The following is a 26,563-nucleotide window of genomic DNA, read 5'->3' as shown; positions in this document are numbered from 1 at the left end:
TTCATCTACCCACTACAGTTGACAAAGAGCCCTAATTGCCAAACACCGACCATTGAAATGAAGGCTGAGAACAGGAAAGTCATATCCAAAGTATGGACAAGTTGTTCTGAATCATTTGTAAAGACAAAGTAAATGACCTTTAAAATCAACCAAGTCGTAAAAATTAAATAGTAAAAACTCCATAAGATACTACCTGTTTGGTCAAGTAACATGACAATTTTAGGCGCATTTTTAATTGGATGTTTGGCAACACGTTTGAAGTTGGTTAACCAAGCCTCTGTACCACCTTTTGCCCAACGTTTTCTTTGGTTGTAGAGCATATTAAAGGTGTTAGGGACGTTCATGTAAAACATAATATCTGGTGCAAAAACAGCTTGCCAACCATTGAACTGTTGATCCCAAGCAATTGAAATATCCTCAGTTGCACGGTCTTGACGGAAGCCCCCACAATCTAAAATGGCATCTTTACGATACATTGTATTAGCGCCAGAGTAGGCATACATATTTCCTAAAACCCCCATTTGTGAGCGTTTAATGATACCGACAATACTTGAAAACTCAACAGTTTGAGATTTTTCAACCAGTAAAGAACGGTTTTGAACATCCATGTTAGCTGTAACTGCGGCTGTATTTTGACCACCAGGACTGAGGAAATAATTCATATATTTTTGAAGTGCATTAGGTTCTGGTACTGTGTCAGCATCATTACTTAAAATATATTCCCCTCTAGCAAAGGATAATCCAATGTTAAAGGCGTGTGCTTTCCCGTTATTTTTGTTGACCCGCAACACTCTCAGATTGTCGTATTTCAAACGCAATCTGTCTAAAATTTCGGGTGTGGTATCTGTCGACCCATCATCACAAACTAAGACTTCATAATTATGATACTCAAGTTCGTGCATCAAATAATCAATTGTTTCTTCAATCATGACCTCCTCATTATGACAAGGAATCATGATGGTAATCATAGGTTCTTTATTTTTAGGGATTTTTTTAAAATCCTTATCTAAAAATTTACCAACATAAATGGTACGATAAAAGATGCCACCAATGGTCCAACAAATGGCACCAATAATCGGATAAAGTGTTAGGATTTGAACAAAGATTGATAATGTCATCTAATCTCCACCCCGTTTTCTTTAAACAAATCCTCAATCATGCGATCTGGCAAGTTTTTTTCACCATCAACGGCATAATATCGAACTGTTTCTCTCGATTTTAAATCACCAAAACGTTCAGAGTACATTTTATCTAAGATAGCTTTTCGTTCTTCCAATTTTTTAGCATCATAAGTTTTTTTCTTAGGATACACATTTTGTTCACGATAATTATTTCTAAATAGAAAGGCTAAGCTACAGACTAAGATGATAACAAAAGCCAATAAAATAGCCGAATTCAAATAATCTGTTAAATCAAAACCATCTGCCCATGTCCAATAATGGAAGGAATTAATCAATCGTCCACTAGATAGCGAGTTGAACAAAATAACAATCGGGACAACTAGGACGGCAAGAAAGACAAAATTAAACAACACTTGACGTATCTTGAGCCACCAATGTCCTTTTTCAAAAAAGTTATCTTGGACAAAATCTTTTGGTTGAGGATGTGTATTTCCGGTTGTTTCTGGTTCATTAGTCATGAATCCCCTCCTCCTTTTCTATCATCAATTCCAAGTTTCCTTTTTCATCTGCTAAATAAGCTTTTTCTCTCTGTAATAAGGTTTCACGCGTGTTTGAACTTGAGTAATACCCCGTATTTTCAAGTTCCATCTTTAATTGATAAAGTGCTTCTTTCATAAATGTTGATTGACCGCATTCAAAATATCTGACTAAGAGCGTCAAAAATTCAACTGATAAATAACTTTCAGGTACTCTTTCTTCCTTAAAGACGTCTTTAGTAACAATATCATTAGCTTTTGCATCAATTTGCTTAACATCATTAATCAGATTGGCACGCAAGACACTTTCAAATAGTCTTCTAAACGAACGCAGGAAAGGCTGACACCAAACCATATGTAAAAATAGATAAGGAATTAAGAACAACAAAGCTGTAATCATGAATACCCCAACTACTCGCGGACCTAAAATAGCAAATGTCTTAGCATTAAATATACTGACTTTTGATGTCAATAAATAAATCCAAACAATTACCGGTAAAATCATAGCCAGTGCAGCAGCAACAAAGGATTGCCTCGCATGTACTTTCTCATGAAATTGTCTGAGTCGCTCATTTCTAGCATACGAGACCTTTTCCAGCTCCTCCAAAAGTACAATAGAGGCATAACAATAATCCAAATCATTTAGTTTTCCCAAAACAACCTCCTTAATCATTTGGCAATGCATAACAGTTACTAAAAGGATTGCTTAATCTATCAAACGTTAACCATTTGATTAAGATAGCCATCTTTTAATACAACTTTTCTATTTTTTCTTGTTGTCGAACCTTATCGGCAACTAATTTCATGAAGCTTTTTGGATTTTTAAACCCATGTTTGTAATAGAAATCAATGTATTCAATGTCATCAATCGTTGTACCGTTTTGAATTGCCAATGAGATAATATCCGCTTGAGCAGCAATTTCAGGAGAGACGCCTTTACTTTGCATCCCTAAAATTTTATGTGTACCTTTTTCATAGATGACCCAAGTTTCATAGTAGCCATCACTGTTCACATAATCATTTCTGACATAGACAGACTTACAATTAAACCCTTCTGCTTTCGCTTTTTCAAAACTCAATCCTGTCATACAAAGTGTCATTTCTTCATCGAAATTCAATTTATAGGTACCTTGTGATTTATTGAGTTTTACCTTGGGCTCAAGCAAGTTAATCGCTGCGACATCTCCTTCACGAATGGCATCACTCACATGAGGGACATAAGTTGGATTTTTCATATTGGTTACATTAGTTGTGGCACAATCACCCACGGCAAAGACATCTGGATGACTTGTTTGCATGTAATCATCTACAATAATAGCGCCTTTGTCACCCAGCTCTAACTGCTCAGCGGCTAGGAAAGTATTGGGACGAAAACCAGTCGCATAAATCACACCGTCTGCGACAAATTCTCGACCATCACGTGTGAATACACGACTGATAACCTTACCAACATTACCTTCATGAATATTAGTATTCTCGATTGTTTCTTCTTGGATATCAGTCACAACAGAATTTGTGACAATATCAATACCTCTCAAAGCCAAGGTTTTTTGAACATCTTCTGAGACTTCCTCGTCCAGATAACGGTTTAAGATATTATTAGACGCATGAATGAGGGTTGTTTCAATTTTAGCATTATTCATTAACTGCGCAATCTCAACACCAATCGCACCACCACCAATGATGATCACACTACGAGATGTCCGCATGAAACGTTTGATTTTCTCAGCATCTGCATAATTTTTTATGATAAATAATTTGTCACGAAAATCACCTTGCACAAGCGGTAATGATGGATATGACCCCATTGCCAAGATTAGTTTGTCATAATGGTCTTCACTTTCACTATTTTCTACCAAGTCAACGAGTTTAAGCACTTTATTGGTCATATCAATATCAATAACAGAAAATTGTGTGCGAACTAAAATGCCAAGATTTTCCAGTTCAGAAATGGTTGTATAGCTTGACATTTTTAAAAAGTTTGTATTACCCGACAAATATAGCGGGATACTCTGGGCAATAAAGCCAATATTTTTATTTTTTTCGTAAATGACAATCCGAGCATCGGGATATTCTTCACGAGCTCTTGTCGCACAAGCAATCGCAGCATGTGAACCGCCAATAATTCTAATTTCCATACATTTTCCTCTTTTCTGACATTTCAATTCAAAGTGCTAAGTCGCCACAACATCTTTAGATTAAATTTCAAGTAATTTAATCTAAAGAGAGTTTGATATGAGTTTATAGCGATAAAATATTATAATCTAATTATATCAAAAAAAATATAAAATAATGTTTCTAAACTACTCCTAAATAGGAAGAATTTGATGATATATACTAAACACTTATCCCAAATCGTTTGACATCAACTTTCTAAATTTTTATGTTCATTTTCTGACACCATTAAGTCCTATATTTTAATTCCTAAAAATTTGGCATAAACACAAATAAAAAATGACTGATTTCTACAATAATTCATCAAGTCAATATCAAAAAAATGCTAATTTTCTGTTATAATTTAGAGTATGAAAACAATTATGATTGCAGATGATGATAGTGCCATTTTAGCACTTTTATCTTATACATTTGAATCTGATGGCTTTAAGGTTACCTTAGTAAACAATGGTCAAGAGGCCCTAGACCTTGCAACAAAGCAAAACTTTGATATCATTTTACTCGATATGATGATGCCTGAGTTATCCGGTCTAGCGGTGACTGAAGCATTACGCCAGCGCTCGAATTACACCCCCATTATCATCTTGACGGCACGTGAAGATGATGATCTGAAAATTACTGGGATTAATTCTGGGGTAGATGATTATCTGGATAAGACAACACCTCAGCGAGAGATTGTAGCGCGCGCTAATGCTTTGATTAGGCGAAATCAGATTTATCAAAAGTCGGGTCATGCTGTTGAGGTCGTGGAGCACTATCGTTTTGATGGGTTGGAAGTTGATCTCAAGACAAAATCGGCTAATTTAGACCAAAATAAGATTGACCTCTCTAAGCGTGAATTTAATCTCTTGGTTTTTCTAATTCAAAATCGTGATAAAATTGTGAGCCGTGAGGCAATTTTGGCTGAATTTTGGGGAGAAATGCAAGATTATGAAACGCGTGTGGTTGATGTAACGATTAGTAATTTGCGCAAAAAACTGCACAATCAATTTATCAAAACTAAAAGAGGGTTTGGGTACCAATTCAGTGAACATCATACCAAAAACATTTAAAAAGAAAAAGAAACGCTCAAAATTAAGACTCGTCTTGATTTTCTCAGGTCTCTATTTTTTGACTACGATTTTTGTGATTTTTTTACTTGATACACATACGGTCACAATTGATACGACTAATTTAGCTGAACGTGCATATAGCATTTCTGATATTTTAAATAAATCTCCTGAGACAAAATTTAGTGATCAGATCAAGATTTTATCGAAAAATAGTCAAGCTAAGGCTGTTCTAAATATCCAAAAAGGGGCGACCTTTTCGAGAACATTATCAGCAAAACATATGACGATTACGATTCCAAATTATGAAAAAGCTGTTTTGAAGAACTACGTCCAAGTGACAACCCAGCGCTCTTCTACTCTATTCGAGACAGTTGTCGTTATTATTTTCGCTGGTTTAATTTATATGATTGCGCTTGGTCAGTTTTACCTTTCTAATAAAAAACGTCTAATCTTTGAGACTGATACCATTGCCAAAATCAAGAATATCAGACGTAGTCCACTCACTCAAAGTTATTTAATTTCTGAGGATGATAACAAAATCACAACGGAACTAAACCACTTGGGTGAGACAATTCAACATCAGGCTGAGAGTTCAACGCCTGCCAAGAAAAATCTTTATGCCTTTATTGAGTTTTTCGAGTTTCCAATTTTTATCTACGATCTGAAAGGTACGATTCGCCGTAGTAATGCTAGCTTTCAAAATGAATTTATGGCGACAAAAAATTTAGATGTTTTCAGCCCTTATAGCGATGTCCTCCAATTCTTTGTCAATAAAATGTTGCAACCGACCCGGCAAGAGCAGATTTTTTATTTCGAGAAACTCAATGCCTACTACAGTGTCACAGTCCAACCCATCGAAGCGCTAGAGCGTCGTCTCATGGTAACGATGATTGATGTGACAGCTTATAAAGTCACGATGCGTGCACATAATGACTTCATTGCTAATGTTTCTCACGACCTCAAAACACCACTTGCAGCGATTTCTGGTTTCGCCGATATTTTGGTTAATGACTCTGACAAACTACCATCAGAGCAGGTAAAAGGCTTCGCCAAACATATCGTCAAAGAAACAAAACGCTTATCAAGTTTAGTCACTGATACCCTTGAAATGACTCGACAACCAATCCACCTCAAAAAGAAAAAACTCAATTTAACAGCATTAACGCAAGATGTGCTTGAAAATTTCAAACTAGCTATTCAAGAAAAATCATTGCAAGTCACACATCAATTTGACGATATCACTGTCAAATCCAATGATAAACATCTCTATGCTGTCCTTAAAAACTTAATAGAAAACGCGATTAACTACACACCAGCTGGTGGTAAAATCTATATCTGTGTGACTAAAATCGCAGGTAAAGCGACATTTTCTATCTCTGACAATGGTCCTGGTCTAACAGAAATCGAAAAATCACGTATTTTCGAGCGTTTCTATCGTGCTGATCAAACACGTGATGCTGACGGAACCGGCCTTGGTCTTGCAATTGTCAAGAAAAATCTGAATGAGCTTGGCGGACAGATTGATGTTGTCAGTGTTGTCGGTAAAGGGACTACCTTCACTATCACTTTGTAAATAGTGAAAAATTTGACCATTTTTTCAAAAAGATTATTTTAACTAAATCAAGATAAATATGAAAACGAGTAATAGGAAAATCATTAATTGATTATCCTATTACTCGTTTTTTATAATTCTAATGCTGTTTTTTTACTTCTGCTAAAAGTTGTTCATATTCCTCTTTATCTTCTGTACTTTCAGCAACTCTTTTGCCAACAGCTTCAGCCTTTCCCTATAGTCATATACATGTCCTCCTATTTCAATGTTAGTATCAAGATTTAGTTTAGACCAATTTTTTAAAATAAAGATAGATGACTTATATTTATTTTCATATATATCATAAATTAAATAACAAAAGACATCTTTTTAACTAATTAATATTTTCAATTTCTTTAAGTTTTTTCAGACATCCCCGATGCCAAACCAACAGTCATGATAAATGATTTATCATCGTGAATCTTTTCAGTATTCACAGCAATAGTTGAATTTGATATTATATCATTTTTTTAATGATATTTTCCATCTCTTTATTTTCTATTTTAAAAATTCCGTTTTTCAAAAGGTGTTTTGAAAGTCAATCTAAAAATCGTACAAAATCTTTGGGTATCTCTGGGTTTTCTGAGAATAACTGTTTTACAAAATCACTATTCTCAATAATTACTTTTTCTTGAAAATTATTATCTTCTGGCCATCCACTTTATTATAAGTAATATCATAATTATCAATATTTTCGATAATGAAGTTGTTATTTTTAACACTTTGTTGTACCAGATTATTGCGTCTTCTTCAACTATAGCACTTAAAAATTCTACTAAATTTTCTTTTCTCGTATTCTTTTCCGTTACTTTTTAAACTGAGGCTATTATTCAGATAAACCTACAAGAGTTTATCCAGATTGCTATCTGAGGATAAACTTAACTGAACTTCCTTTTGTTCAAATGCAACCTCAAACTTTTCTCCTAATGGTTGGGTTGGCACATTGAACGATATCCGCCAGATAGTCTTTCAAGGCGTTCTATGTCAATCCCACTCCCACCTCTTTGACCAATGTTTTCTGTGCAGCCTACCAGCATGAAACACAAGTTTCCGACTGATGTCAATCTGTGTGCTTTCTTTTTGATCTAAAAATACATCAATCTTCACAATTTGATGCTTTCATTTTGATACTATGTCACTTTAAAAATGTTGCGTATCTTGCCACATTAGGTTTCGTCAAAACAAGACACTCATTTTATTTTTAAAGGCACAAGCTGTTGCGCTATCTCCTCAAGTGAACTGCCAGCTTGAATCAAAGCCGCCGCTGTATAGGCTGATTCAACAAAGGCAGTATCATACAAATGAACAGATCTTTCTGAAATTTCCATCACCATTTCCAAATTCATCTTAGCTGAGCCTAAATCATAAAAGACTAAAAGTTCATCAGCTGGATTGGCATCAAAAGCGACTTGAATTCGCTCGAAACTTGTCCCAATTTCGCCACCATCAAGACCCGCACCAACTGTGATGTCAACATCTTTTGCGACCTCTCGCAATAATTTAACCAAACCTTCCGAAATTTCTGTAACATGCGTTACTAAGACAATTCCTAAACGTGTCATTCAATTACCTCTAAGAGACTTTCAAATAAAAAGCCAGAAGATTGACAACCTGGGTCAATTTGACCAATTGAGCGCTCTCCAACATAAGATGCACGACCTTTTTTAGCTAATAAGTCCGCAGTAGCCATGACAAACTCTTCAATTTCAATTTTTGTCAATGATCCCTTTTGAATTTCAGTTACAATTGGCGTCCAAACATCGACCATCGTTTTATCGCCGACTTGTGCGCCACCACGTTTGATGATGCCTGCCAATCCAGCGGATAGTAAGTCCGATAACTGGTCAGAAGTTGCCGCAGTTTTCGCCATCTCCATAAAAGCAGTACCGTATAAAGGACCACTTGCACCCCCTACTTTAGAAACTAAAGCCATTGCGGTCGCTTTGAAAACCTCTTGTAAAGTCTGATTATCATTAAGTGCGGCAACAACCGCGGTCATCCCACGTGCCATATTGTGACCATGGTCGCCATCACCAATTGGTGTATCTAGATTGCTCAAATAGTCTTGCTTTTCTTGAATCTTTTTGTTAAATAAAATGAGCCATTTTCTTGCCATTTCAGCTGTTAAATTCATTTTTGTTACCCCCATGCAATCGTTTTAACATCAGCATTTAGTCCTTCAAGCCAATCAGCATTCGAAAGTCTCAATAGCGTCAAAGAAATCCCTGCCATATCAATTGATGTCATCAGATTTCCGACTTTCGAGTAAGCGACCTTGACTCCTTTATCATCTAATAAATCCATGACGTCGTTAGTAAAGATAAATTGCTCCATCAAGGGTGTTGCGCCCATGCCGTTGACTAAAATAGCATAGTGACTTGTTGTATCACCATCAAAAGACAGAACAAGTTTATCTACCAACTCTTTTGCTAAATCTTTTGAAGGTAACATTTTTTCACGACGATAGCCAGGCTCGCCATGGATGCCAACACCATACTCAATCTCATCTTCTGGTAACTCAAAACCTGGTCTGCCCACTTCTGGTACCGTCGCACCAGAAAGTGCAACAGCTATTGTGTGAATTTCTGGCACTAATACTTCGGCAGCTTTCTTAATTGCCACTAAACTTGCACCTGAGCGTGCCAGATTACCAAGAATTTTATGCACGAGAACCGTTCCTGCGACACCGCGTTTACCTTGCGTATACGTCGAATTTTCAACTGCGATATCATCATCAACAATCACAAAATCTACTTGTATATCAGCCATTTCAGCCATGTCTTTTGCCATATCAAAATTCATAACGTCACCTGAATAATTTTTGATGATAAAGAAAACACCAGCCCCAGTATTAACCGCCTTAGATGCCTCATAAATTTGGTCTGGTGTTGGGCTAGTAAATACCTCACCACAGACAGCTGCCGAAAGCATCCCATCACCGACAAAACCGGCATGACTTGGTTCATGACCACTACCACCACCTGAAATCAGCTGAACTTGTGACGTTTGTTCAGTTTTAACAATGACATTGGTATCATCTAGTCTCTTAATAAAATCGGGATAGGCACGCGTCAAACCTGATACCATTTCAGTCACGATGTCTGCCGGTTGATTGATAATTTTTTTCATCTCTTGTCCCTCACCTTCTATATTTTATTTAAAAATTTAAAAGCATTTTCAAAGTTATTTTAATCCTATTTATTGAATTTGTCCAACTTTGAGTCTATCAACTCTTGCTTCTACTTTCTGATTTCGCACCACCCAAGAGAGGTTATTCGTTAATAGGCACCTTGACTAATCAAAAAACGCTCGCCCTAAAAAAGGTGAGCGTTTTAAATAACTATTCTTCAAGTAATTCTTGTGTTTCTTGTTCTTCATCTTCATAAAGACTTGAAATTTTACGGTACCATTTGTAAAAATAGACAATGATAACTTTAGCAGAGGCATAGACAGGAATCCCAATCAGGACACCCCAGAAACCGAAAATTTTACCAGATGTCAAAAGCACAAATAAAATTGTAATTGGATGAATATTCAATTTGCTACCTAGTACAAGCGGACTCACAAAACGCCCCTCAATTGTTTGCTCAATAACAAAGACAATGGCAACTTTGAGGACCATAAACGGTCCAGCCACCAAGGCAATGATAACGGCTGGAATCATTGCCAGGAACGACCCTAAATAAGGAATTAAGTTTAAGAAACCAGCTACAATCCCAATCACAACAGCATATTTGAGGCCAATAATTGAGAACATGATTGAGAACATAATCGCAACTGTTGCAGCCACAATCAATTGACCACGAACATAACTCGATAGCTGTAAATTAACCTGTGTCAAAACAGTTGATGTATCATTACGCCAAGCGTTCGGTAACATATTCGTGACATATTGATTGAGTGATTTTCCATCTCGTAAGAGATAAAACAAAATAAAGGGAAAAATCATCAAGGAAATAATCACACTAGTTGCTGTTGATAAAAATGAACTTGTACTATTGACCAAGGTTGTTGACAGATTTTTAGAAATTCCAATCAAATTGTCTGAAAAACTTGTGACAGCTTTTTCAATTTGTGGTCTAAATTGCTTAAACCGTGCATCGCCAAGGAGACTGGTAATATGCTTTTCACCAGATTCGACATAATCAGGGAAATTAGCCGCAAACTTTTCGCCTTGCGTCACCATATTTGGAATCGCAACTGCTAAGCCCCAGATAATCAAAGCAAGAATGATCGCAAATAAAACCGAAATTGATACCACCCGATTGACTTTACGTGCCTCAAAATAATCGACAATCGGATTCAGTAGATAGTAAAAAACAGCTGCTAAAATAATGGGCAACATAATGACACCGAGAAAATCGGCAATCGGTTGAAACATAAAGCTTAATCTCGTCAAAAGCAAAATATTTAACAAAAAAAGCAAAACAACTGCGAAACCAGTCGCCACTTTATTATCCAATAGCCATTTGAAAAACCAAGTCGTTTTAAAACTATTTTTATCGTTCATTATTCTTCACCTATCTAATCAACCTACTGCTAGTCATTTTTCAAAATTTGAAACAACTTTATAATTAATATTATAGCATACCTGGTGCTATTAGCAGATTTCAAACTATTTTATAGCAATTACACGCTTTTTCAAAATAGTCAGCCCAGTCCATTAAATCTGCCACGACACCCAACCTTTAAAGCGTACACATCCTCTTTTCATGCATACTTTAAAAGTTATGCTATAATAAATATATCTATTTGAAAGGGATTACATTCATGACAGAAACACTTTATTTTGGTACTTACACGAAAAAAACGTCTGAAGGCATTTACAAAGCGACCTTAGACACAACAACAGGTCATCTTAGCAACCTTCAGTTAGTGGCGAAAGAACCTAATCCCACTTATCTCACGTTTGACCGTGCAGGGCATCTTTATAGCGTAGGAGCTGAGAACGGTGCTGGCGGCATTGCAGCTTATGATAATGGTGGTAAACTGATTAATCGTGTTGTTGACGCTGGCGCGCCACTTTGTTATGTAGCTGTAGATGAAACCCGTGACTTAGTTTATGGCGCTAACTATCATAAAGGGGAAGTTTTAGTTTATAAGCGTGCTACTGATGGCAGTCTATCACTTGCTGATAAAGATGTACACACAGGTTCAGGTCCTCACGAAAATCAAGCTAGTCCTCATGTTCATTTCACTGATTTGACACCTGATAAATATCTCGTGACTTGTGATTTAGGAACCGATGAAGTCGTGACTTATAATGTTTCTGAGCAAGGTCAATTAACTAAAATCAATACTTACAAATCTGCACTGGGTGCTGGTCCACGTCATATCACCTTTCATCCAACTCAAAAAATGGCTTACCTCATGAATGAATTAAACAGTACGATTGAAGTCTTGATTTATGACGGCGTAGGTCAGTTTACCCTATTACAAACACTTTCAACCTTGCCAGAAGATTGGACTGCCTTTAACGGGACTGCTGCTATCCGCGTCTCATCAGATGGCAAATTCCTTTACGGCTCAAACCGTGGGCATGATTCTATTGCTGTTTTCAAAATTATCGCCGATGGTACCTTAGAATTGATTCAAATCGCTGCAACTCACGGTAAAATGCCACGCGACTTCAACCTATCATCTGATGAAAAAGTGATTATCGCAGCCCATCAAGACTCTGATAATGTCACAACTTTCTTCCGCAATAGCGCAACAGGTCTCTTAACTGAAATTCAACATGATTTCACGGTACCAGAGGCTGTCTGTGTTTACGTGAAAGCTTAACAAAAAAGCCTGCTTGGAATAGCTCAGGCTTTTTTATAGGCTTCAAAATATTGAATTTGTAGGTGTTTCCTACCTTTTATCAGTACAAAACCAGCAGTTTCAAGCAAACGCATTAATTCATCAAAAGTATAAACTTTGACATCGCCTTCTTTTGAAAAACGATGAATATATTGATTGTAAAGACCATGAAAAATTGGCATTCGAATCTCAGCAATAACAAGTTTGCCTCCGGGTTTTAAGACCCGTTCTGCTTCCCTGAGAAATGTCTCAGGATTCGGGAAATGGTGAAAAGAAGCTGAACAGATGAGCACATCAAAACTTTGTCCTTCAAAAGGGAGTTGCATCGCTGATCCAGTCACAAATGAAAATTCCGGGTACTGTTTTTGAGCAATATCTGTCATCTGAGATGAAATATCTAAGCCTATACCTTCAAACTGATACTTGCTTGCAAGCATCTTAAGGAGACATCCGGTCGCTGACCCGACATCTAATACGTTAGCGTGTTCTGGCAGTTCTAAATTTTTGAGAATATAGCGCTTAAAAAAACCAGATAAAAAACCATCAAATGATCGGTCAAATTTTTTAGCATGACGATTATAATAGGTTTCAGATAGCTTTTCATAATTTTTAGACACGTCAGTTATTCCCCCTTTTTTGCTTAATTGATTTTATTATAGCATTTAAAGCTGACGGCATCAAAAAAAGTCAGATTTCAGTTGGAAACTGACTTTTCTAATAACTAACTTTAATGTGCAATCATTTCTTGTGCAATTTGACTTGGTGTTAAATCTGACGGATAATAAGTTGGCCAGTTTTCAAGTTCTGCTGTTAAAGCTGCCTGACTCTCATTACCATAATAAATATGGAAATGCTCGGCTTGAGCTGGTGCAATCCCATGGTCGCTAAACTGGACGTACTTGAAAGCGCCATCTGTGTCACCTACTGCCTCAAAAAGATAGCGGACACCACGGTTACCCTTAGTATAGTTCAATATCTCTTTACCGACATATTTATAAGTTGCTTTGTGTAAGGTACCATTGACATCAAAGGTGATGGTATCTTTTTTGATGGTAATTTTATCGACATCTGACTTATAACCAGCTGTATAATAAGCCTTGTACTCTTCCTCAGTCTTGTCTTTATTCAGTAAAGATTTGTAGCGCATGACTTGATCCAGGTCACCCTTTTGAAGTAATGGATAAACGGACTGCCAAGTGCCTGACCAGTCTGATAGTTTGCGGTCTTTGACTTGATCATCTTTGAAATAACCCGCGGTAGCTGTTTTTTCTGGCGTTTTTTCTGGTTCGATTGCTGTGACTCTTGATACTGCATCTGTTGTTTTTTGTAGATTTTTTAGATTTTGCGTCATGACTGAAATATAATCTTCACCCGATTTTTCCTGTTCTTGCGTGAGTGATTCTAATGGATTCAGTGGTAATGTCTTGACACCTGCCTCCTTTGCTAAAGTTGTTGCTACTTTATCTGACGCATTTTCTTCAAAATAGATATAGTGAATGTCATTTTTATCAACATAGGCTTTTAGTTCCTTCAGCCGAGATGCTGAGGGCTCAGTTTCAGGATTGATACCTGAAACTGATACTTGGTTCAAGCCATATTCAAGCGCTAAATAAGCGAAAGCCGCATGTTGTGTCACAAAGTTTTTTTGCTTAGCATTTGATAAACCATCTTTGTAAGCTTGATCTAAGGCTTTTAACTTGGTTAAATAGCTTTCCGAATTTTTAGTGAAACTATCTTTTTTCTGAGGAAACTTTTTAATCAGTTGATCTCGGATTGTTTCAACTTCTTTGATGGCAAGACTTGGTGCTAACCAGACGTGGGGATCGTAGGCATGAGAATGACCTTCCTGCCCTGCCTCATCATCACCTTCATCTGATCCACCAAGCAATAAGATGCCTTCAGATGCTTTAATCACGTCAACGTTTTTCATGTCTTTAGTCGTTTTATGGACCCATGTTTCCAGATTTTCGTTATTATAAACGAAAGCATCCGAATTTTGGATAGCAGCAACATCCTTGGCTGATGGTTCAAAATCATGTGGTTCGACACCTGGTTTAACTAAAACTGTCACGTCTGCTTCTTTACCCACAACTTGTTCAGTAAATTCCTTCATCGGATAAAATGTTGTTACAATTTGCAATTTATCTGATTTTTTACTAGACTCATTGCCGCAAGCAAAGAGTGTCAACGCAGTTGTTGCGGCCAACACACCTAATAATAAATGTCTTTTCTTCTTCATTTTTCTCTTTCTTAATTTCATTTACCAGTTAATCATCTGTTCAAAAAATAAGCGAAAGCTAACTGATAACCTCCATATGATACCTTATGTATCCGTTAAATTAGTTTACTGGTTAAGTATATCACGACAAAAAAATAATGTCAACTGGTAAACATTATTTTTTTAAATTTGATTTATTTGAAGTCAATAGAAACTCACGAACTTGACTCATAAAGTAGAGAGAGCCAGTCAGGAGATAAATGTCATCTGCATGCCTAGGTGCCGTCACAAAATCTCGCCAGTCTTCTAACCAAGTGACATCAGAAATATCAGCCACATCGGCTGCTACAATCGTTTTTGGATAATCAAATGTCGTTAAGGTTAAGCTAACATTTGGAATCGTTTGTAGCAAGGCAATCATCTCATGAAAATCTTTACGTTGTAGGGCAGAAAAAAGAATATGAACTTTTTTCGAGCCATTAAACTCTGCTACCAATCGTTTAATGGCAGGTAGATTATGTGCACCATCTAAGATAAAACCATTCAAGTCTTCCATTCTGGCAGGCCAGAAGGCTTGTTTGAGCCCTTTTTTGATTTTTTCAGGTTCAATTATCAAACCTAATTTTCCTGCTAAAATCTCAAATACCTTGAGCGATAATGACGCATTGTCCTGTTGATATTGACCATGAAGACTTAAATCAAAAATTTGCCCTATCTCAGGGTGATAAATCGGTGCATTTTTCTCATATGCGACTGCCGCAATCACTTCATGGGCTTCCTCAGGAACACCCATGATATTTCCTACGACAACCGGTACATTTGGCTTTATAATGCCAGATTTTTCGCTAGCAATTTTAGCCAAAGTGTCTCCTAAAATATCTTGATGATCATAGCCAATCGTTGTGATCGCAGAAACTAACGGCGTGATAACGTTTGTCGAATCATAAAGTCCACCTAGGCCAACCTCAATCAAGGCAATGTCGACTGCTTGGTCAGCAAAGTAGTAAAAACCGATAGCCGTTAGGATTTCAAACTCTGTGATATTAACAAGATCAGGATTTTCATCCATCTTCAAAACTAGTGGCTTGATGACACCGACGATATGATTTAAATCGTCGTCAGAAATATAACGCCCATTAACCGCAATACGATCATTAAAAATTTCAATAAAGGGTGAGGTAAAAGTACCAACTTTCAAACCATACTGCTGGAGAATGTTTGACAAAAAAGTGACAGTTGAGCCTTTTCCATTGGTGCCTGCGACATGGACGGTCTTGATTTTGTTTTGGGGATTATCTAACTGCTCAAGTAAATAAATGATCCGTGATAGACCTGGTTTAATACCAAATTTGAGACGCGAATGAATCCAATCAATGCTTGCATTACTCACTTTTTTCGATGTCCTCTTTCAATTCCTCTAGGTTTAACTTGGCAAATAAATATTTCCGGTCTTGTACTGGAAAGCGCTGATCTAACTGATCCACAGCACCAACTTCAACAATCCCTTCAGAAATCACATAATCTATAACGTGACCACCAAAGGTATGATCATCTGTAATAAAATGCAAATGATAGCCAGCGACACTCACACCGTGAAACATTTCAGGTGTCCAAATCCCAACAATTGTCCCTGTCACATTGTCAACGGTGTATTCTGGTTGTCTTGTCGCGACATCTGCAAATCGTGCGCCTTCTTTGGCTTTAGGAATCATGCGGACGTGCATTTTTGCAAAAGTCCCGTGAATCTTGATAGAGCGAAATAAATTGGCGCCATCGTAATAAGTTTCAATACGCGTTTGGAGCTCCTCATTACTTGCTTCAAAACGTTGTTTAAAAATAACTTCTGCTTGGTGGAAAACAACCGCCGCATAAGGTACTTTAACATCAGTGCCTACTTCTGTAATTGTTTTATCGCCTCGCGCTTGGTAGGCTTTTCCGTCAAGTACAATCAGCTCACCATCTATTTCATCTAGCGTGCCAATTCCTAAATCACCTTGTTCCAGCAATTCACCAATCGTCAGACTACCCTCGAAAAGACCACTCATCAAAGCGGAAAGGGTATTATATTGAAAAAGTTTTATCGGTTCAGACATATTTCTTATTTTCCTTAGTAAGAACTTCTAGCAAACTTATTATATACTTGTTTAGCTAAAAAAGTGTATGCTTTAAATGGTTAAATGAGTATAGTAACGCCTAGAAGTTTATGACTTGCATCGCAATGCTTGTCAGTATCATGTTTATTTACGAAAAACTTGTGAATGCTCACAAGTTTAAGACTTATTTTACCATATTTATCAATAAAATTCATCAGGCAATATCGTTTCCCCTAATTTAATATTATCTTTATAGTCAATAGGTACATCAATCACGACTGGACCTGTTGTGTGCTCTATTTCTAATAATGCTTTCGCTAAATCTGCTTTGTTTGTCACGCGAATTCCTTTTGCCCCAAATGCTTCAGCATATTTAACAAAATCAACTGGGCCAAAGTCCACACCTGATGCACGGCCATATTTCATTACTTCTTGAAATTCAACCATGTTATAATGGCCGTCGTTCCATATGATATGAATTAAGGGTAAATTCAAGCGTACTGCTGTTTCAAGCTCCTGTGCTGAAAATAGGAAACCGCCATCACCTGAAATTGAGTAAACTTTCTTACCAGGGCGTAAAAGTGCTGCAGAGATACCCCATGGTAGTGCGACACCGAGCGTCTGCATCCCATTTGAAAAGAGGAGATGACGTGGTTCATAAGATTTGAAGTTCCGTGCCATCCAGATATAGTGGCTACCAACATCGACAGTCACCGTTTCATCATCCTTAACAGTATCTTGTAGTACATCAATGAAATCAAGTGGATGCACAAGATTAGGGTCAGCATTGCGGTCAAACTCATTTTTAGATAGCAGTTCATGCAAGCCATCCAGATAGTCAATACTGCCCTCCGGAATCTTATACCCCCGAATTGCAGGAATCAAATTTTCCAAAGTCTGTGCAATGTCACCAATCAACTCACGTTCAGGTTGATAATAAGTATCAATTTCAGCCAAAGCCTTGTCAATGACAATCACACGACTATCAATTTCAGCATTCCAGTTACGTGCTTCATACTCAATCGGATCGTAGCCAATTGCGATAACCAGATCAGATTTTTTAAGGAGCATATCACCCGGCTGATTTCGGAAAAGTCCGACACGACCAAAGAAATTATGAACCAAATCACGCGAAATTACACCTGCACCTTGGAAAGTTTCAACAACTGGAATATTCACATATTGTAATAGCTCACGAATCGCGTGCGTCACACTAGCAGATGATGAACCGCTACCCAGAAGAAAAACAGGCAAGACCGCATTTTTAATCGCCTGTGCCAGATAATTAATATCATCAATCGACGCATTCCCAAGTTTTGGCTCGTGCAAAGGCTTAATCGCCTTAACGTTCACCTTACTATCGACAACATCTTGGGGAATGGAGATGAAACTTGCGCCTGGTTTGCCCGCTTTTGATAAGCGATAGGCATTAGCCACAATTTCTGATAGGGTGTCTGCATCTTGGACCTCTGCCGAGTATTTGGTAATCGGTTCGAAAAGTGCCGCATTATTCATAGACTGGTGGGTCCGTTTCAAGAGGTCACCTCGCTTCACTTGTCCACCAAGCGCAAGTACCGCATCGCCTTCTGCAGTTGCTGTTACAAGACCAGTCGCTAAGTTTGACGCCCCAGGACCAGAAGTTGCAATCACAACACCCGGCTCACCTGTAATCCGACCAACAGCCTGCGCCATAAAGGCTGCATTTTGCTCATGGCGTGCGACAATCAGCTCAGGTCCTTTATCAACCAAAGTATCAAAAACCTTATCAATTTTAGCACCTGGAATCCCAAAAATGTATTTCACTTCATGATTAATAAGTGAGTCTACAATTAAATCTGCACCAAATTTTTCTTCTGTCATTTTTTAAATACGTTCCTTCTTGAAAGTTTAACTTCACAATGATTATTGTAGCAAAAAAGGCGTTAAAACGCCATTATCATAACTCATTAAATAAAGCTTGTGAATTTTCATCGTCAGGAACAAGCGATAGATATTTGCTTAGACTTGTCTTGGCATCATCTGTCCGACCATTTCGAATTAACATTTGGGTATAATCCAATAAAAACTCAGGATTGTCAGCCAAGACGCTCTGACTAATCTCGTCATAAATCGTCAATGATTTTTCGTCTTGGTCAAGTTCACGATAGGCTTTAGCAATATTCCATTTCGCTAAGACATGTTCTTCATCAAGCAGAGGTTCAAGCGCGATAACCGCTTCAAAATCATCTTGCGCCATGTAAAGATTGCTCAAAAGAAAGATTGTCTCATCATGTAAATCTGGTAAATCAAGTGCTTGCGTCAAATACTTTTCCGAATTTTCTAAATCGTGTAAGGCATAGGCAATTCGGCTAGTTAAGTGAATCAAAGGCACATCTGTTGGGTTCTTACTCAAGCCATCTTTAGCTACCGCAAAAGCAGCCTCAAAGTCATTATCTTCAATCAAGGCTTGTGCATATGGATAGGCATAGCCATCAAAATCAGGTGCTAAAGCATCTAATTGTTTAAAATAGTCAATAGCACGTGTGACTTCCCCAGTTGCAAAATTGATTTGTGCGAGCTCAAACAAGACATTATCATCATGATCGATTTCGAGTGACTTTTCTAGGAATTTTGTGGCATTTTCAAACTCCCCCAAAGAGGCATAAGCTGTGCCAATCCGCTGGTAGGTTGATATTTTGGTAAGTTCTAAAATCTGCCGTTGACTGAGTTTCGCAAAATGCGTAATCGCCTCACGCCATTTCCCTTGGTTATAGTAAAGCTCACCAATGGCAAATGTTACCAACGGAGAATCTGTCAGACTTGCCGCTTCCAATAATTTCTCAAGTGCTGCTTCCCAGACACCATCTGCCTGGTAAAGGTCAGCAATCATGACAAGCGCTGCGACATAGTTATCATCTGTTGCCTCTATTTTATAAAGCAATTCGAGCGCATCATCCAAATCGCCATCATCGAATTTCATTTCAGCAAGGTTGAGTAAAATATCTGTATTATCCGCATCTACAGTTGTAATTTTTTCATAAACCTGACGGCTTTCGTCCATGAAACCCATCATCGACAAATATTCGGCTAAATCGGTTAGCAAATCAAGACCATCAGTCTCAATCGCTTCCGCTAACTCTTTTGCCATATCTTCAAATTGACCTGCGTGAAGTAAGTCAACAACTTTTTCAGAATGCGTCATTATTTTTATCTTTCTAAATAAAATTCAAATCGTTCGCCGACATATTGAGATAACACATACTCAAAAGGCGTTTCATCGCTATTGGCAAAATAAGAAACCTGTGTCAAAGCCAAAATCGCTGAACTTTGTTTAATTGACAAGAAGTTGGCAATTTCTTTATTCACAATCTTAGCCGAAATAATTTGCTCACTTCGACCGATTTTTTTGCCAGCATTTGCCAAGGTGTCATAAAAATGATTGGCAATATCATTTTTTGCAAAATCTTCAATCAAACGATATGGAATACTCGCCACCTCGTAACAAATCGGCAACTCATCTGCATAACGAATTCGCTCCATACGGATAATTTGAGCGCCTTTTTTAAGCTGCAATTTATCACACTCAACTTCATTTGCCTTCGTTTTTTGATAGCTCAAAACCTTTGAGCTCGGTGTCTTACCTAAATTTTGAATAATCTCAGTGAAACTGGTCGTCCCACGCATTTTCTCACGAACACGATCACTCGCTACAAAAGTACCAGAGCCAACATAACGGGTTAAAATTCCTTCTTCAACCAGACTAGTCACGGCTTGGCGCAAAGTCATCCGAGACACACCAAATTGCTCCGCCATCACACGTTCGCTCGGCAAACGTTGTCCAACTTCAAAAACCCCTGTCTCAATTTGATGCTTAATTTCATCATGTATCCGTATATAAATTGCGGTCACTTCGTCTTCTCCTTCTTAACCGTAGCCGTTTTATCTTGACCATTAACTTGCTGTGATTTTTTCACCTTGCCTCGACTGATTTTTTTGATTGTCACCTTAGGCGCATCATGAATAAAAGCACTATTGACAAGCGTTGCCACAACCACTCCAAAAAAAGTATCCAAAACCCGACTAATCGCATAACCCACATAGGCATTTTCCGGAATGGTTAAGGCAATAATCAATAAAGTCGCGTTCGCACCTACTAGACCTGGGTGAAGATTAAATCCATCCATGATAACAATGTTGACTAGCACAAATAAAGGTATGAGAATAATTTGTACGACAAAGTTTTGATGACTCAGCAAATAAAAAAAGTAATAAACAATCGCAAGTGAACCACCTAACGTGGCGCCAATAAATCTCGCCTTAGATGCTTTAACCGTTGCCGAATAGGAATCTCTTACGGCAATAATTGCTGAAATCCCCGCCACCATCGCTGCCGACTGCCCACGATGAAACAAATGTGTAAAAACTAATATGATTAAAATAGCAATAGCTGTTTTAATCGTTCTAAGACCCAGACGAAAACGCCCAAACTGAAATGACATGATATCCCTTTCACTAGTCAGTAACTTATATTCAATTAACCATAAAAAATCCACAACTTTTAAGATTTTTTTGAAGCATTCTTGCTATATTTTCTGATGCATCACTTTTTTAATTTCCAATAGAGCTTGAATAATTTCTTTCTTCTTTATATCATCTAAATAATACACAGGAACACTCACGCTGACTGCCCCATAAGTATGACCTCGACTTGTAAAAGCAACACCTGTACAGTATATGCCCGGTTCATTTTCTTCTTTGTCGAAAGCGACTCCTTCTTGTCGTATAGCGTGAATATCTGACATCAAGTCTTCTAATGTGGTACGTGTTTTATCTGTCCATTGAACAAGATGTGTTCGATTGACATATGCTGTAATCTCTTCGTCTGATTTTTCTGCTAAGACGGCCTTCCCCATGGCGCTTGAATACAACGGCACTTGATCACCTACACGACTTTTCAGAGTGACTGCGACTTTTGCCTCCTTTTTAACGATATAAATCATCTTATCGTCTTGTTCAATCCCAACATGTATCGTCTGACCTGTTAATTCATGCAATTGCTTCAAGTAAGGTTCTAACACCTTCTCAAAACTATAATTGGAAATGGCATGATTACCGTAACCGATTAATCTTGCACCGATATCGAATCTCTGAGATACTTGATCACGAGAAACTAAATTTAACATCTGCATAGTGGTTAAAAGCTTAGAAGTCGTGCTTTTTGTCATCGCTGTTTTTTTAGCAATTTCAGTCGTTGTCAATGGCAGTTTGGCATCTCTTAATATGTCTAATATACCAACAGCCTTGACTAGCACACCACCATAAAGTTTTTCATCCTTCATTTTATCACCCTCTTTCTTATTATAAACTATTCCTTTAATTTTGGGGAGATTTTATATAAAAACTAACTTATGGATACGTTTTCTTATAAAAAAACTGAACAAATCTCATCTAAGAATTTGTTCAGTTATTTTGATCAGTTATAATGTGTATTTTGGTTTTAACCTTCCTTAATATTTTCAATTAAGTTATTATAAATTTTCACCCATGATGCCTGTCCAGCATACTTATCTTGCATATCTTGCGTAAATTGTTTGAATAACACTTTTATCTTTTCTGATTGATTGGATAATAAATTTTCAATTCCTGCATACGCTTGACCGACACGATAACTTTCCCATTCATTGTATGTTAAAGATTTAACCCTATCATCTGCAATTATAACCGAAAAAGTATCTGTTGTCAGAACCTTAACAATTTCTTTTTCAACATTTTGTTCAACAGTATAAGACAAATCCAACTCCTGTAATTGTGGTATGTCCTTGATAACCCATTCCTTATCAAGTAATTGACCGACTGTTACAGAAACAAATTTATCCGCTTGTTCGTTATAAATAACAATTTTTTGTTTCATATGATTGCTCCTTTATATTTAATGAATAAACAAACTCAAAATCAAAACGACGCTGAGACCAACAACTGAGTTGGCAAGCTCTAGTCCTCCCCAAGTTTTAAAAGTATCTTTCATCGAGATACCAAAAGTTTCTTTGAACAAGAGGAAACCGCCATCATACATCATCGTCATAGTGTTACTACCACAAGCAACAGCAAGCGCCATTAAAGCGGGATTAATATTATTGGTGGCAATCATAGGTGCTACAATTCCCGCTGCCGTAATCGCTGCGACTGCACCCTGACCTGTTAAGATGCGAATAATTGCTGTGATTAGCCATGCAATTATTAATGGTGAAACTGGTAATTGACCAGCTAACTCGCTAATTTTATCGCCAACACCTGTGTCAATAATAACTTGTTTTAAGATACCTCCAGCAGAAATTACAATTAATACATCTGAGATAGAAGCGATTGATTGATTCATCATGCGCCCCATTTGTTCATTATTCATACCACGACGGTAACCTAGTAAGTACATGGCTGCCAGTGTCGCAAGCAACATAGAAATTTCAGCACTACCAATGAAATTACAAATTTTACCTAAATCTGTTTTTTCACCAACAGACATCTTCACAACAGAGGCAGTAATCATAAGGATAGCAGGAATCAAAGGAATCAAGATACTAATACCAAATGATGGCAAATCTTTTTTAGTACCAATTTCTTTTGGTTCAAGACTTTCACGCAATGGTAAGTGTTCAAGACCAGGTAAAATTTTAGGTAGTAACAAACCACCAACTGCAATCGCCGGAACCGCAACAATAAAGCCAAAGATATACATTTGAGTCATATCTACCCCAAATGCACTAACAAGCGCCACCGGTCCTGGTTGTGGTGGGAACAGACTATGTCCAACTGTTGCACCAATAACTGTTGGAATTACCAACTTCATATAAGGAATGTTTGCTTTTTTAGCAATATTGATAATCAACGGTACAGCAATCAAGAAAGCGACTTCATAAAACATTGCAATACCAAAAATCATGCCAATAAACATCAAACCGATTGGTAAATATCTCTTACCACATCTTGCGATAACTGTATCTGCGATTTTTTGACTTGCACCTGAGTCAGTCATAATTCTACCAATTACTGCGCCAAATATAATGATTAAAGCTAAGTGTCCAAGGATACTGCCTAATCCTGCCTGTATAACACTGACAATCTTTTCAATTGACATGCCTTCCATAAAGGCAACAAAGATTCCAACCATGATTAAGCTCAAAAGATTATGTAACTTATATTTCAAATTCAGAACCATCAAAATACCGATTCCGAGTAGTACCCAAAATAGTGATAGATATATTTCCATTTTTTGTTTATTCCCTTACTAGATAAATTTAATCTTTCCCCTGTTTAACAATAGCTTCCCAAAGCCCTTGTAAATAGCTTGCTCCAATAGCACGATCATAAAGCCCGTAACCTGGACGACCTTCTTCACCCCAAATCATACGACCATGATCAGGACGAATATAACCATCAAAACCGTTATCGTATAAGGCTTTTACAACAGCGTGCATATCAAGAGAACCTTCAGATGATAAATGTGGTGCTTCAAAATGATCTGTCTGATTCAAGAATTTAATATTACGGATATGTGCAAATGGAATGCGATCACGTTTCGCAAATTCCCCTACAATTGCAACGACATCATTAGCCGGATCTTCTCCAATTGATCCTGTACAGAATGTAATCCCATTATATGGATTATCAACTGAAGTCATCAACCAATCCAAATCTTCACGATTCTTCACGATTCTTGGTAAACCAAAAACTGAGTAGGGTGGATCATCAGGATGAATTGCCATTTTAACATCACATTCCTGACAAGTATCAATGATAGCACTCATGAAATACTTGAAATTCTCACGCAATTTTTCCTCATTTACGTCCTTATAAGCCTCAAATAGTTCCATGACATGAGCTAAACGTTCAGGTTCCCAACCTGGTAGAACGACACCATTACTTTTATTAAGGACTTCATTGACCATTTCTTGTGGTGTTTTTTCAATCCCTGCTTTTTCATATTTCATCGTATATGAACCATCCGGTAATTGAAAATGCAAATCTGTTTTTAGCCAGTCAAATATAGGCATAAAATTATAACAGATGACTTTAACACCAATTTCTGATAAATTTCGAATGGTTTGCTTGTAATTTTCAATATATTGATCTCGACTTGCTAAACCAATTTTAATATCATCATGAATATTCACTGATTCAATGACTTCAAGTGTCAAACCTGCTGACTCTACTTCATCTTTCAAAGTTTTTATTTTTTCTTTTGGCCATACCTCACCGACTGGTACATCATACAAGGCTCCTACGACACCTTGAACTCCTGGGATTTGACGAATTTGTTCCAATTTCACATGGTCTTGGTCACTACCGAACCAACGTAATGTCATTTGCATTTGATTTCTCCATTCTCATATTTATTTTGATAATTCACGATGCAAGATTTCACGTACTTGCCCACTACCTGCTACTAACTCGGTGAAGTAATTTTCAATTTTTTCACCAATACCAGCTTCATATAAATTGACACCAAAGATTCTATCGTTACTCAAAATTGGTTGTAAAATTTCATGAGCATTGACCTTTTGCCCTAATTTTACGCTTGCTAATTGAGCCTGTAAGTTTTCTAATAACGGATCTGGGCTAAGTGTCATAGCGTTGCCATCATCATCTACTGCTAACAAGTAACGCAACCATGCAGCTAAAGTCAGCGGAATAAAAGTCAACTCACTTGTTTCATAATTGTCACTTGACATGTAAGCCTTGATTGTTTCGCCATAGCGAATACTTACTTTTTGGGACGTATCAGAAGCGATACGTTGTGGTGTATCAGGGATATTAGGATTCACTAAACGTAAATTGATTACCTCATCAATAAATTGTTTAGGATCAATGATTTTGGGATTGACGACAACTGGTAAACCTTCTACATAACCGACACGCTTAACTAACTCTGATAAATCTTCATCTTGCATTTCTTTATAGATTTTATTGAAACCTAGTAGACAACCAAAGATAGCAAGCGATGTGTGCAGAGGATTTAAGCACGAGCACACTTTCATCAAATCTGCATTATTGACCGTCTCACGGTCAGCCAAATAAACACCTGCATCTTCTAATTTTGGTCGACCATTAGGAAATTTATCTTCAATGACAAGATAATGTGTTTCTTCAGTATTAACAAACGCAGCAAAGCTCGGATTGTCAACTGTCATCCCTGAAATCCCATCTTTTGTCAATTGATTGGCAATACTCGAACTTGGGAGTGGTGTAATCCTATCAATCATTGAGTAAGGAAAAGCGACACGCGATTCATCCGATAGATACCATAAGAAATCAACGTTCAAATTCCACTTATCAATCCAGCCTTGTATAATCACTAATAAACTATCTTTAAAACGTTGTCCGTTATGTGAAAAATTATCTGTTGATACTAGGGCCAATGGTGCCGCACTGCTCTTATAACGACAATACATCAAGTAGGCTAATTGCCCCATTGTTGTTTTTAATTGTCTGAAATTTGGACCAACTTCAATATCTGATTTTGCCTCTGGTGTCAAGTTTCCTTGAACATCTTTTACCGCATACCCTTTTTCTGTGATGGTCACCGTCACAAATTGCAATGACGGATTTTGAAACACTTCCTTCATACGTACTACACTATCATGGTTACTTGCATTAAAGTAATGCGCTTCTGCTGTTGAAGCAATGAGCTCTTTATCAACACTCCCATCTGCTTTTAAAATTACTGATAAAGTCTGATTATCATTGGCATGGTAGCCTTTTTCAATCAACTCTTTTCCAAATGTATCAAAAACAACAACACCGGTTTCTAATTCACCTGAATTAATCAAATCTTGTGCAATTTTGGCATGGAAACAGCGATACAAATTCCCACCGCCTAAATGTGCCCATTGCAGTCTCTCAACTGTCTTTTTGCGCATTAATACTTGGTCAAATTTTGGTAATTTAACTTGGTTTTCCTCCAAAACTGCTGTATTGCTCATCCATTTCCCACTCATCATC

The 26,563-nt window shown here is 37.4% G+C and carries 24 protein-coding genes; 3 read left to right on the top strand and 21 right to left on the bottom strand.

Features of this window, described 5'->3' with window-relative positions; translation table 11 throughout:
- Positions 1–5: 5 nt before the first annotated feature.
- From RR45_RS05640 to RR45_RS05625, 4 genes are all read right to left on the bottom strand, one after another.
- Positions 6–1,118, bottom strand: a complete 1,113-nt coding sequence (locus RR45_RS05640; protein ID WP_084463469.1) for a glycosyltransferase family 2 protein — start codon at positions 1,116–1,118, stop codon at positions 6–8.
- Positions 1,115–1,639, bottom strand: a complete 525-nt coding sequence (locus RR45_RS05635) for a hypothetical protein (RefSeq protein WP_072353617.1) — start codon at positions 1,637–1,639, stop codon at positions 1,115–1,117. The genes RR45_RS05640 and RR45_RS05635 overlap by 4 nt, the downstream gene beginning before the upstream one ends.
- Positions 1,632–2,312, bottom strand: a complete 681-nt coding sequence (locus RR45_RS05630) for a hypothetical protein (RefSeq protein WP_084463468.1) — start codon at positions 2,310–2,312, stop codon at positions 1,632–1,634. The genes RR45_RS05635 and RR45_RS05630 overlap by 8 nt, the downstream gene beginning before the upstream one ends.
- 94 nt (positions 2,313–2,406) lie before the next feature.
- Entirely contained in the window at positions 2,407–3,795 is a 1,389-nt protein-coding gene (locus RR45_RS05625) for an FAD-dependent oxidoreductase (RefSeq protein WP_031365513.1), read from the bottom strand.
- A 387-nt stretch (positions 3,796–4,182) separates the two neighbouring features.
- On the opposite strand from RR45_RS05625, the gene RR45_RS05620 reads away from it, so the two are divergent.
- Entirely contained in the window at positions 4,183–4,884 is a 702-nt protein-coding gene (locus RR45_RS05620) for a response regulator transcription factor (RefSeq protein ID WP_031365512.1), read from the top strand.
- Positions 4,859–6,457 carry a sensor histidine kinase gene (locus RR45_RS05615; protein ID WP_143188747.1) on the top strand — a complete coding sequence of 533 codons (1,599 nt, stop codon included), beginning with the start codon at positions 4,859–4,861 and terminating at the stop codon, positions 6,455–6,457. The genes RR45_RS05620 and RR45_RS05615 overlap by 26 nt, the downstream gene beginning before the upstream one ends.
- A 1,208-nt stretch (positions 6,458–7,665) precedes the next feature.
- Here RR45_RS05615 and dhaM read toward each other — a convergent pair.
- The 4 genes from dhaM to RR45_RS05595 all read right to left on the bottom strand — a co-directional run bounded on the left by dhaM (position 7,666) and on the right by RR45_RS05595 (position 10,985).
- Complete coding sequence (gene dhaM, locus RR45_RS05610; RefSeq protein WP_031365510.1) at positions 7,666–8,037, bottom strand: dihydroxyacetone kinase phosphoryl donor subunit DhaM; 372 nt, start codon at positions 8,035–8,037, stop codon at positions 7,666–7,668.
- Positions 8,034–8,609, bottom strand: coding sequence for a dihydroxyacetone kinase subunit DhaL (dhaL, locus tag RR45_RS05605; protein WP_031365509.1), 576 nt, complete (start codon positions 8,607–8,609; stop codon positions 8,034–8,036). The genes dhaM and dhaL overlap by 4 nt, the downstream gene beginning before the upstream one ends.
- A gap of 5 nt (positions 8,610–8,614) precedes the next feature.
- Complete coding sequence (gene dhaK, locus RR45_RS05600; RefSeq protein ID WP_031365508.1) at positions 8,615–9,604, bottom strand: dihydroxyacetone kinase subunit DhaK; 990 nt, start codon at positions 9,602–9,604, stop codon at positions 8,615–8,617.
- A 211-nt stretch (positions 9,605–9,815) separates the two neighbouring features.
- A complete protein-coding gene (locus RR45_RS05595; RefSeq protein ID WP_072353616.1) occupies positions 9,816–10,985 on the bottom strand; it encodes an AI-2E family transporter in 1,170 nt (389 codons plus the stop codon).
- A gap of 260 nt (positions 10,986–11,245) precedes the next feature.
- Here RR45_RS05595 and RR45_RS05590 point away from each other — a divergent pair, with 260 nt between their 5' ends.
- On the top strand, positions 11,246–12,259 hold the full coding sequence (locus tag RR45_RS05590; RefSeq protein ID WP_031365506.1) for a lactonase family protein: 1,014 nt from the start codon (positions 11,246–11,248) through the stop codon (positions 12,257–12,259).
- A 23-nt stretch (positions 12,260–12,282) separates the two neighbouring features.
- On the opposite strand, the gene RR45_RS05585 is transcribed toward RR45_RS05590, so the two are convergent.
- From RR45_RS05585 to RR45_RS05525, 13 genes are all read right to left on the bottom strand, one after another.
- The gene (locus RR45_RS05585; RefSeq protein WP_031365505.1) at positions 12,283–12,894 is read right to left on the bottom strand and encodes a class I SAM-dependent methyltransferase; all 612 of its coding nucleotides are present in this window, start codon (positions 12,892–12,894) and stop codon (positions 12,283–12,285) included.
- 110 nt (positions 12,895–13,004) lie between these two features.
- A complete protein-coding gene (locus RR45_RS05580; RefSeq protein WP_031365504.1) occupies positions 13,005–14,516 on the bottom strand; it encodes a metal ABC transporter solute-binding protein, Zn/Mn family in 1,512 nt (503 codons plus the stop codon).
- 154 nt (positions 14,517–14,670) lie between these two features.
- Entirely contained in the window at positions 14,671–15,885 is a 1,215-nt protein-coding gene (locus RR45_RS05575; protein ID WP_031365503.1) for a bifunctional folylpolyglutamate synthase/dihydrofolate synthase, read from the bottom strand.
- Positions 15,878–16,588 (bottom strand): acetolactate decarboxylase, encoded by a 711-nt coding sequence (gene budA / locus RR45_RS05570; RefSeq protein ID WP_031365502.1) that lies wholly within the window; start codon positions 16,586–16,588, stop codon positions 15,878–15,880. Before budA ends, RR45_RS05575 begins: the two co-directional genes overlap by 8 nt.
- A 201-nt stretch (positions 16,589–16,789) precedes the next feature.
- Positions 16,790–18,448, bottom strand: coding sequence for an acetolactate synthase AlsS (gene alsS, locus RR45_RS05565; protein ID WP_031365501.1), 1,659 nt, complete (start codon positions 18,446–18,448; stop codon positions 16,790–16,792).
- Positions 18,449–18,524: 76 nt separating this feature from the next.
- Positions 18,525–19,769, bottom strand: coding sequence for a tetratricopeptide repeat protein (locus RR45_RS05560; RefSeq protein WP_031365500.1), 1,245 nt, complete (start codon positions 19,767–19,769; stop codon positions 18,525–18,527).
- Between the two features lie 5 nt (positions 19,770–19,774).
- Positions 19,775–20,476, bottom strand: a complete 702-nt coding sequence (locus RR45_RS05555; protein ID WP_031365499.1) for a GntR family transcriptional regulator — start codon at positions 20,474–20,476, stop codon at positions 19,775–19,777.
- Positions 20,473–21,066, bottom strand: coding sequence for an FUSC family protein (locus RR45_RS05550; protein ID WP_031365498.1), 594 nt, complete (start codon positions 21,064–21,066; stop codon positions 20,473–20,475). Before RR45_RS05550 ends, RR45_RS05555 begins: the two co-directional genes overlap by 4 nt.
- A gap of 84 nt (positions 21,067–21,150) precedes the next feature.
- On the bottom strand, positions 21,151–21,906 hold the full coding sequence (locus RR45_RS05545; RefSeq protein WP_031365497.1) for an IclR family transcriptional regulator: 756 nt from the start codon (positions 21,904–21,906) through the stop codon (positions 21,151–21,153).
- 158 nt (positions 21,907–22,064) lie between these two features.
- Positions 22,065–22,478: a hypothetical protein gene (locus RR45_RS05540; protein ID WP_031365496.1), complete on the bottom strand. Its 414-nt coding sequence runs from the start codon at positions 22,476–22,478 to the stop codon at positions 22,065–22,067.
- An 18-nt stretch (positions 22,479–22,496) separates the two neighbouring features.
- Complete coding sequence (locus tag RR45_RS05535; protein ID WP_031365495.1) at positions 22,497–23,831, bottom strand: gluconate:H+ symporter; 1,335 nt, start codon at positions 23,829–23,831, stop codon at positions 22,497–22,499.
- Between the two features lie 28 nt (positions 23,832–23,859).
- Complete coding sequence (uxuA, locus tag RR45_RS05530) at positions 23,860–24,933, bottom strand: mannonate dehydratase (RefSeq protein ID WP_031365494.1); 1,074 nt, start codon at positions 24,931–24,933, stop codon at positions 23,860–23,862.
- A gap of 21 nt (positions 24,934–24,954) precedes the next feature.
- On the bottom strand, positions 24,955–26,562 hold the full coding sequence (locus tag RR45_RS05525) for a mannitol dehydrogenase family protein (protein ID WP_072353615.1): 1,608 nt from the start codon (positions 26,560–26,562) through the stop codon (positions 24,955–24,957).
- Position 26,563: the final 1 nt, after the last annotated feature.

Origin of the sequence: Pseudolactococcus chungangensis CAU 28 = DSM 22330 (assembly GCF_002441885.1) — a bacterium.
GTDB lineage: Bacteria > Bacillota > Bacilli > Lactobacillales > Streptococcaceae > Pseudolactococcus > Pseudolactococcus chungangensis.
The sequence above is the reverse complement of the archived record's forward strand: the minus strand, read 5'-3'. Positions and strand labels throughout refer to the sequence as shown.